General features: G+C 71.8%; 6 protein-coding genes. 4 read left to right on the forward strand and 2 right to left on the reverse strand.

Annotated elements, in window-relative coordinates:
* The first annotated feature begins 92 nt into the window (after positions 1–92).
* Positions 93–1,124, forward strand: coding sequence for a Fe2+-enterobactin ABC transporter substrate-binding protein (gene fepB / locus VLF18_RS16120; RefSeq protein WP_325280650.1), 1,032 nt, complete (start codon positions 93–95; stop codon positions 1,122–1,124).
* Positions 1,125–1,131: 7 nt separating this feature from the next.
* On the opposite strand, the gene entS is transcribed toward fepB, so the two are convergent.
* The gene (gene entS / locus VLF18_RS16125) at positions 1,132–2,397 is read right to left on the reverse strand and encodes an enterobactin transporter EntS (protein ID WP_325280651.1); all 1,266 of its coding nucleotides are present in this window, start codon (positions 2,395–2,397) and stop codon (positions 1,132–1,134) included.
* A 167-nt stretch (positions 2,398–2,564) separates the two neighbouring features.
* Between entS and VLF18_RS16130 the strand changes: the two genes are divergently transcribed.
* The 3 genes from VLF18_RS16130 to VLF18_RS16140 are packed head-to-tail and all read left to right on the forward strand — an operon-like array spanning position 2,565 to position 5,438.
* Positions 2,565–3,575 (forward strand): iron chelate uptake ABC transporter family permease subunit, encoded by a 1,011-nt coding sequence (locus tag VLF18_RS16130; RefSeq protein WP_325280652.1) that lies wholly within the window; start codon positions 2,565–2,567, stop codon positions 3,573–3,575.
* Positions 3,575–4,609: an iron chelate uptake ABC transporter family permease subunit gene (locus VLF18_RS16135; protein ID WP_325280653.1), complete on the forward strand. Its 1,035-nt coding sequence runs from the start codon at positions 3,575–3,577 to the stop codon at positions 4,607–4,609. Before VLF18_RS16130 ends, VLF18_RS16135 begins: the two co-directional genes overlap by 1 nt.
* 10 nt (positions 4,610–4,619) lie before the next feature.
* Positions 4,620–5,438, forward strand: coding sequence for an ABC transporter ATP-binding protein (locus VLF18_RS16140; protein ID WP_325280654.1), 819 nt, complete (start codon positions 4,620–4,622; stop codon positions 5,436–5,438).
* Between the two features lie 40 nt (positions 5,439–5,478).
* Here VLF18_RS16140 and VLF18_RS16145 read toward each other — a convergent pair.
* The coding region (locus VLF18_RS16145; RefSeq protein WP_325280655.1) for an amino acid adenylation domain-containing protein at positions 5,479–8,904 on the reverse strand (3,426 nt) is incomplete at its 5' end.

An 8,904-nucleotide genomic window follows, 5' to 3' on the forward strand; every position in this document is an offset into this window, starting at 1 on the left:
ATCCCGTTGTACACTAGTGTGAGAAGCCGCCGCCGTCAATGGGCGCAAGGCCTGCGTCTCCCGTCCGAACACACTTCCCTGTTGCCATCGCCATGTCCTTGCGATCCGTTCTGCACAATTCCCATATTCCGCATCGCGGCGCTGCGTGCCTGCTGGCGGCCGCAGTCCTGCTTTCCGCCTGCACGCCGTCGACCGATCCGCCGTCGACCGCGTCGCACGCCGTCGTCACGCAGACCTCCGGCGCCGGCTGGCCGCGCACGATCGACACGCCGCGCGGCGCACTTACGCTGGCACGCGCACCGCAGCGCATCGTCTCGACGAGCGTCACGCTGACCGGCACGCTGCTGACGATCGACGCGCCGGTCGTCGCGAGCGGCGCGACGCGCGCGAACAGCAGCGTCAGCGACACGCAGGGTTTCTTCCGGCAATGGGGCGACGTCGCGCAGGCGCGCGGCGTGACGCCGCTCTATCAGGGCGAAGCCGACGCCGAGGCGATCGTCGCGGCGGAACCCGACCTCGTCGTCATCGCCGGCACCGGCGGCGATTCCGCGCTGAAGCTCTACGACCAGCTCGCGCAGGTCGCGCCGGTGCTCGTGGTCAACTACGACGACAAGAGCTGGCAGGAACTTGCCGTGCTGCTCGGCCGCGCGACCGGGCGCGATACGCAGGCCGCGAAGGCCATCGACACCTTCGCCGCCGACGTCGCGCGCACGCGCGCCGCGCTCGCGCTGCCGCCGCAGCCGGTGACCGCACTGGCCTATTACGAGGACGACTCCGGCGCGAATCTCTGGACGAGCGAGTCGGCGCAGGGACGCCTGCTCGCCGATCTCGGCTTCACGCTCGCGCCGATTCCCGACGGCGTGCGCGGCGATTTCAGCATGGGCCGACGCAAGGACATCGTGCAGTTGTCCGGCGAGACGTTTCCGCAGGGACTCACCGGCGCGACCTTGCTGCTGTTCTCGGCCGACGACGCCGACACGGCGCGACTGCGCGCGAATCCGTTTCTTGCCGCGAATGCAGCGGTGCAGGCCGGCCGCGTGCATGCGCTCGGCACGGACACGTTCCGGCTCGACTACTACAGCTCGCGGCACCTGCTGGCGCGATTGCGCGAACGCTTTCATTGAGTCCGGACTACGAACCCGCGCCCTGCTGCAGCGGCGCGTGGTCCGGGGTTCCGGTGTCGAGCGCGCGCAACTGACGCGAGGCGATACCGAGTGCCGCGGCGAGCGCCGCGGCGGCGAGCCCGAACGCGCCAACCGCGAACGCCGGCGCGAACGCACGCGCGAGCACGCCGATGCCGAGCGCGCCGGCGGAATCGCCGACGACGTCCTGCGCGCTCCAGAGACTGTTGACGCGACCCAGCAGTTCGTCGGGCGTATGCCGCTGCACGAGCACGAACTGCAGCAGCGACGCGATCGATCCGACATAGCCGAGCAGCACGAGCGCGACCAGTGCCGGCGCGATGTGCGTGACAAATCCAAGTGCGGCGATCAGCAGCGCCGCCGCGACGACGCAGGCAATCAGCACCAGACCCGGGCGGCGCAGTCCGCCGACCCAGCCGCTCGTGACCGCTCCGATCAACGCACCGAGCGGCACGGCCGAGAACAGCAGCCCGACGCCGATCGCGATATCGCCGTAGCTGCCGGTCGACAGCGCGGCGAACAGCACGCGCACCGCGCTCAGCAAAGCCTGCACCGTGCCCAGTGCGACGACGGCGCCGGCGATGCGATTGCGCAGCAGGAAACGCAGCCCTTCGGCGAGCGCGTGCAGCGGATTCTCAGCGGCGCTGCCGGCCGGCTGCAGTGACGGCAGGCGACGCAATGGCAGCAATGTAGCGAGCGTGCCGATGCCGGCCAGCAGATAGTTCCAGCGCACGCCGGCCGCCGCGATCACGACGCTGCCGACCAGCGGCGCGAGCACGGCACCGAAGCGCGTCGTCATCATGCTGAGCGCGCCGGCGGCCGGCAGATGCTCGCGACCGACGAGGCCCGGTATCGCGGCCATCAACGCGGTGATGCCCATCGCGCCGAAGAAGCCGTCCCAGAACGACACGATATACAGCGCGACGAGCGACGGCGCCGCGACGAAGCTGTTGAGCGCGAGCGCCAGGAAGCCGATGCCGCAGAGCGCGCGCGCCGACAGAATCAGACGGCGGCGGTCGTAGCGATCCGCACAGACGCCGCCGCAGAGCAATCCGATGAACATGCCGGCGCCGTCGAGCGCGAGCGCGAAGCCGACCTGCAGGGCCGAGCCGGTCAAGGCATGGATCTGCACGGGCACGGCGACCGTGAGCAGGCCGAGCGCGAACACGGACATGAGACGCGCGACGAAAACGGCGCGGAAATGCGCGTTCTGCCGCAGCAGACCGACATCGACGAACAACGAAGGAGAACGCATGCGCGGCGGCGAGCCTCAAGGGACGGCGCATTGCACTGCTGCGGCGAATCGGCTGTTCGTCGAACGCCGAATCGCGACCTCGCGCTTGCCTGCCGTCGGTGCCATCCGAGCGGACCGCCATGCTACCATGAACGAATCGAAATCAGAACTATTCGCATTTGTCAGTTGTGGCCGTTCCATCGCTGATGCCGGCGCGCGACGCGCGCGCGACACGACTGCTGCTCTGCGTCGCCGCGCTGGTCGGCGCGGCGATCGCGAGCGTGCTGATCGGCGCAAAGCCCATCGCGATCGGCAGCGTGATCGATGCCTTGTTCGGCCGTGGCATCGACGCCGATGCGGTGATCGTGCGCGAAGGACGCCTGCCGCGGACCCTGCTCGGTCTGCTGGCCGGAACCGCGCTCGCACTTTCCGGCGCGCTCGCGCAGGCACTCACGCGCAATCCGCTCGCCGATCCGGGACTGCTCGGCGTCAACGCGGGCGCGAGCTTCGCGATGGTGCTCGGCGTCGCCTTGTTCGGCGCGAGCCAGCCTGGTCCGCTGCTCGCGTTCGCATTCTGCGGCGCGGCCGCGGCAGCGGCGCTCGTCTACTGGCTTGGTGCAACCGCCGGCGCGACCGAGCCCGCGCGATTCGTGCTCGCCGGCATCGCGCTGAGCGCGGTGCTCATGGGTTTCTCATCGGCGCTGACGCTGTTCGATACGCCGGCCTTCGATGCGATCCGCCACTGGAGCGCCGGCACGCTCGCCGTGCGCGACGGCGCGCTGACGCGTTGCGTCGCCGCACCGATCGCGCTCGGCATCGCGCTCTGCGCGCTGCTCGCGCGACCGCTCGATGCGCTCGTGCTTGGCGACACGCTGGCGCGCGCGCTCGGCGCGAACCCGCGACGACTGCAGTCCGTCGTCATCGTCGCGATTGCGCTGCTCTGCGGCGCGACCACGGCCGCCGCCGGGCCGATCGCGTTCGTCGGACTGATGATTCCGCAGTTCGCGCGCCGGCTCGGCGGCGCCGAGCTGCGCTGGGTGTTCGCGTTCAGCGCGGTGCTCGGACCGGTACTGCTGCTCGCGGCCGACATCGTCGGCCGCGTGATCGTCGCGGGCGAACTGCGCGTCGCCGTCGTGACGGCGTTCGTCGGCGCCCCGGTGCTGATCGCGTTCGCGCGCCGCGAGCGGAGCGACGCCTGATGCCCGCGCGCGACCATCTGATCGGCAGCCTCGACGGTCCGCTGAGTCTGCGCTGGCAACCCCGGCGCGCACTGATCGATCTTGCCTGCATCGCGCTCGCGCTGGCGCTCGTCGCGATCGCGCTGCGCAGCGGACGGCTCGGCGGCGACGGCGCCGATCCGTTCGCGCTGCTGCGCAGCGACGCGCCGTCGCGCCTGCAGACCATCGTGCTGCACTGGCGCCTGCCGCGCGCGCTGTTCGCACTCGTGTTCGGCGCGGCGCTCGGCATGTCCGGCGCGCTGTTCCAGTCGCTGATCCGCAATCCGCTCGGCAGCCCCGACCTCGTCGGCTTCAACAGCGGCGCGCATACCGGCGCGCTGGTCGTCATCACGCTGCTGCACGGCGGCCACGGCGCAATCGCGCTCGGCGCGATCGTCGGCGGGCTCGGCGCCGCGGCGCTCGTCTGGCTGCTCAGCGCGGGACGCGGTCTGCAGGGGCTGCGCCTGATCCTCATCGGCGTCGGCGTCAGCGCGCTGCTCGGCGCGGTCAATCTCTGGCTGTCGCTGCGCGCCGATCTCGATACGGCGATGGGCGCGGCGCTCTGGGGCGCCGGGTCGCTCAACGGCATGAGCTGGGCGAAGGGCCTGCCGGCCGCGGCGATCGCCGTCGCGGCGCTCTGCATCGGCTGCGCGCTCGCGCGGCGGCTGCGCCTGCTCGAACTCGGCGACGCGAGCGCCGGCACGCTCGGCGTGCCGGTGCGTGCGACGCGCAACGCGCTGCTCGCGCTCGGCGTGATCCTGAGCGCCGCCGCGACCGCGGCCTGCGGGCCGATCGCCTTCGTCGCGCTCGCCGCGCCGGCGATTGCACGGCGGCTCGGCGGCGGCCTGCATCGCAGCGCCGTGGTCGGTGCGCTGCTGCTGCTCGGGGCGGATCTCCTCGCGCAGCATGCGTTCGCGCCGCACCAGCTGCCGGTCGGACTCGTGACGAGCTGCCTCGGCGGCGTCTATCTCGTCGTACTCCTGCTGCGCCGCCCTGCCCCGCTCGCGCCCACCTGAGAGCCCCGCCATGGCCGACGCCTCCGAACACCGCCGCCCGCGTCCCGCGGGCCTGCATACCGAAGCGCTGCAGCTGCGCTACGGCGCGCGCGCGATCTGCAGCGATCTGGATCTATCCATTCCTGCACAACGCTTCAGCGTCATCGTCGGCCCGAACGGCTGCGGCAAGTCGACCCTGCTGCGCAGCCTCTGCCGGCTGCTCGCAGCGGCGGGCGGCCGCGTGCTGCTCGACGGCCGCGACATCCGCGAACGCCCCGTGCGCGATCTCGCGCGCGAACTCGGTCTGCTGCCGCAGGGTGCGCTCGTGCCCGATGGCATCCGCGTCGCCGAACTCGTCGCGCGCGGGCGCTACCCGCACCAGACGCTGCTGCGGCAATGGAGCCGCGCCGACGCCGACGCCGTCGCCGCGGCAATGGCGGCGACCGATGTCGCCGCACTCGCCGACCGCCGCGTCGACGAACTCTCCGGCGGCCAGCGCCAGCGCGTCTGGGTCGCGCTCGCGCTCGCCCAGGAAACGCCGCTGCTGCTGCTCGACGAGCCGACGACCTATCTCGACCTCAGTCACCAGATCGACCTGCTCGAGCTGTTCCGCCGGCTCAACCGCGAACAGGGCCGCACGCTCGTCGCGGTGCTGCACGACCTGAATCAGGCCTGTCGCTATGCCGACCATCTGATCGCGCTGCGCGACGGCCGCGTCGTCGCCGAGGGCCCGCCGGCACGGATCGTCGACGCCGCGCTGGTGCGCGCCGTGTTCGACCTCGACTGCCTCGTCATCGACGATCCGGTCAGCGGCACGCCGCTCGTGATTCCGCGCGGCCGCGCGCGCTGATCGCTCCCGCGACGCGCAACGGCGTCGCGCGAGTGCGCCGTCAACCGATGCCCGAATCGCGCAGGCGCTGCGCGAGCAACGCACCGACCGCCTGCAGGTTCTGCGGATCGAGCAGATCCTCGTGCGCGCAGTCGAGCTCGTGCACGTGCAGCGCATCGAGATACGGCGCCCAGCTGTCGCGCACGTCCCAGCCTGCGGGCAAGGTGCGCGTCGCGACGAACAGCACCGCGTCGCCGGCGAGCTTCGGCGTGCGCGCCTGCGACAGCAGCCGCACGGCGTCCTGGTAGTTCGCGACGATGCGCTCGAACATCGCGGCCTTCTCGCGCTGCACCAAGGCGTCGTCGTCGGTGTCGGCCGCGGCCAGGAACTGCGCCTGCTCGCGCTCGACTTCCGACTGCGCCTCGGCCTCGGCAGGTCCGCTCCAGTCCTGTCCTTCGGGTGGATATGTATCCAGCAGTCCGAGAAACGCGACGGTTTCGCCGGCCGCGCGCAGCCGCGCGGCGATGCCGTGCGCGACGGTGCCGCCGAGCGAATAGCCGAGCAGCCGGTAGGGCCCCTGCGGCTGCACGCGGCGCAGGTTCGCCAGATGCCGTTCGCAGACCGCGTCCATGTCGGCGCTCGCGGCGATCGCGCCGTCAGGCCGCGGCGACTGCAGGCCGATCAGCGGCAGCCCTTCGGGCAGATAACGCGCGAGTCCCGCGTACTGCCAGGCGAAACCCGACGCGGGATGGATGCAGACGAGCGGCATGCCCTCGCCGGCGCGCAGCGACAGGATCTCGCCGAAGCCGGCGTTCGCCGCGGCGGCGCCATCCGTAGCCGACAGCAGCGCGGCGAGCGTCGCGACGCTGGCCGCGCCCATGATCTGCCCGACCGATACGGGCCGCTGCAGCACGCGACGCAGTTCGGCGGCCAGGCGCATCGCGGCCAGCGAATGGCCGCCGAGTGCGAAGAAATCCGCATCGGCGGCGACCGTGTCGCGTTCGAGCACCTGGGCGAACGCCCGCGCGATCAGCCGTTCGAGTTCGGTCTGCGGCTCACGCGCATCGCTGCTGTGGAGTTCCGGCGCCGGCAGCGCCTGGCGGTCGAGCTTGCCGCTCGTGCTCAGCGGCAGCGCCGCGAGCTCGACGAACGCGACCGGGACCATGTGCGCCGGCAACTGTTGCGCGAGCGCCGTGCGCAACGTCGACGCGTCGAACGCTTGCGCGTTTCGCGGCACCACGTAGCCGACGAGCTGGCGCGCGTCGCCGTCCGTGCCGGCGACGCCGATCACGCGCGCGACGACGACGGCCTGCGCGACACCCGGTTGCGCCGTGAGCACCGCTTCTATTTCGCCGAGTTCGATGCGCTGGCCGCGGATCTTCAGCTGGTCGTCGCAGCGGCCGAGGTATTCCACGTCGCCGGTGCCGAGCCAGCGCGCGATGTCGCCGGTGCGGTACATGCGCGCGCCGTCGCCGAACGGATCGGCGACGAAGCGCGTCGCGGTCAGCGCAGCGCGGCCGCGATAACCATCGGCGAGCTGCACGCCGCACAGATACAACTCGCCGGGCGCGCCCACCGGCACCGGCCGCAACTGTGCATCCAATATGCGCAGTTGTGTATTCCAGACCGGCCGCCCGATCGGCACGCTCGCCGCGACGCGCGTACCGGCGTCGTCGTCCGCCGCCGCCTTGAACGTCACGTCGACGGCCGCCTCGGTCGGACCGTAGAGGTTGTGCAGCGGTGCGGACTGCAGCGGCGTCCAGCGCTGCGCGAGATCGCGCGGCAATGCTTCGCCGCTGCAGAACACGCGGCGCAGATCCGTGCAGCGCGCGGTCGCGTCGGGCAACGTGCGCAGATGCGCGACGAATGCGGCAAGCATCGACGGCACGAAATGCAGCGTCGTGACGCGCTGCGCCTCGATGACGCGCAGCAGTTCCTCGGGATCGCGATGCGCGTCGGGCGGCGCGAGAAACAGCCGCGCGCCGACGAGCAGCGGCCAGAAGAACTCCCAGACCGACACGTCGAAGCTGCTCGGGGTCTTCTGCAGCACGGTGTCGTCGGCGGCGAGCGCGTATTCGTGCTGCATCCACAGCAGCCGGTTCACGATGGCTTCGTGCGAAACGAGCACGCCCTTGGGCCGCCCGGTCGAGCCCGAGGTGTACAGCAGATACGCCGCGTGCTGCGGTGCGAGCGCCGGCAGCGACGGCGCCGCCGTTTCGTCGTCGGCCGCGAGCGCATCGAACAGCAGCACCGGCGCAAACGCGCCGAAGCGCGCGGCGAGGTCGCCGGTCGCGATCAGCAGACGCGGCTGCGCGTCGGAGACCATGTAGGCGAGGCGTTCGTCCGGATAGCCCGTGTCGAGCGGCAGATAGGCCGCGCCGGCCCGCTGCACCGCGAGCAGCGCGACGCTGAGCCGCACCGAGCGCGGCAGCGCGACCGCGACGATGTCGCCGAGGCGCACGCCGGCCGCCTGCAGACGCGCCGCGAGCGCGCCGGCCTGGCGGTCCATCTGTGCATAAGTCAACGAATCCCGGATGTCCTGCAGCGCCGTTGCCTGCGGCGTGCGCGCGATCTGCGCCGCAATCAGCGCGCAGAGCGTCGTCGCGGGCACCGGATGCGCGGTCGCGTTCACGGCGTCGACGAGCGCGCGCTCGTCCGCGAGCCGCGGATCGAAGCGCGACCACGGCGTCGTCGCGTCGTCGGCCAGATGCTGCAGCAGATGCAGCAGCCGCCCGACGACGCGCTGCGGTTCGCGCACGACGTCGCGGTATTCGACGATGAGCTGCAGCGTCTCGCCGGGCAGGACGAGCACGGTCAGCGGATAGTGCGTGTAGCCGCGATTGCGCAGGCCGGCCAGCCGCGCGCCGGCGTAGTCGCGCGCGTGCAGCGACGCGTCGTCGGGATAGTTCTCGCTGACCAGCAAGGTGTCGAACAGCGGATTCGTGTGGGCCAGGCGCTGGATTTCCGCGAGACCGAGCCCGTCGTGTTCGAGCAGCGCGATCTGCTGCGCCTGCAGCCGTTCGAGCTGCCGCAGCAGCGGTTCGTGCGGGGTCAGGCGCAGGCGCACCGGTACGGTGTTGCTGAACAGGCCGATGTGATCGGCGATACCGGCGAGCGCGCCGAAGCGTCCCGACACCGGCGCGCCGAACACGACGTCGTCACGACCGGTCAGCGTCGCGAGCAGCGCCGCCCAGGCGCCCTGCATCACGGTGTTGACGGTGAGTCCGCGTTCGCGCGCGCGGGCGCGCAGCGCGGCGTCGAGCGCGGCCGGCAGCGCGAACTCGATCTCGCCCACATCGGGCGACGCCGCCTGCCCTTCGAACAGCAGCGTCGGGCGCGCGCCGGTCATCGCATCCGTCCAGGCGGCGCGCGCTGCGGAGAGATCGCGGGTCGCGAGCGCGCGAACGACATCGGCATACGGCACCTGCGGCGGCGGCGCGATCGCGCCGGCATACGCATCGAGCAGGTCGCGCACGAGCAGCGGCGT

Source organism: Tahibacter sp., from assembly GCF_035481375.1.
Lineage (GTDB): Bacteria > Pseudomonadota > Gammaproteobacteria > Xanthomonadales > Rhodanobacteraceae > Tahibacter.

Excerpts from the sequence above, each read along its gene's own strand:
- fepB (WP_325280650.1), top strand. The coding sequence starts at position 93 with ATGTCCTTGCGATCCGTTCTGCACAATTCCCATATTCCGCATCGCGGC.
- entS (WP_325280651.1), bottom strand. The coding sequence starts at position 2,397 with ATGCGTTCTCCTTCGTTGTTCGTCGATGTCGGTCTGCTGCGGCAGAAC.
- VLF18_RS16135 (WP_325280653.1), top strand. The coding sequence starts at position 3,575 with ATGCCCGCGCGCGACCATCTGATCGGCAGCCTCGACGGTCCGCTGAGT.
- VLF18_RS16140 (WP_325280654.1), top strand. The coding sequence starts at position 4,620 with ATGGCCGACGCCTCCGAACACCGCCGCCCGCGTCCCGCGGGCCTGCAT.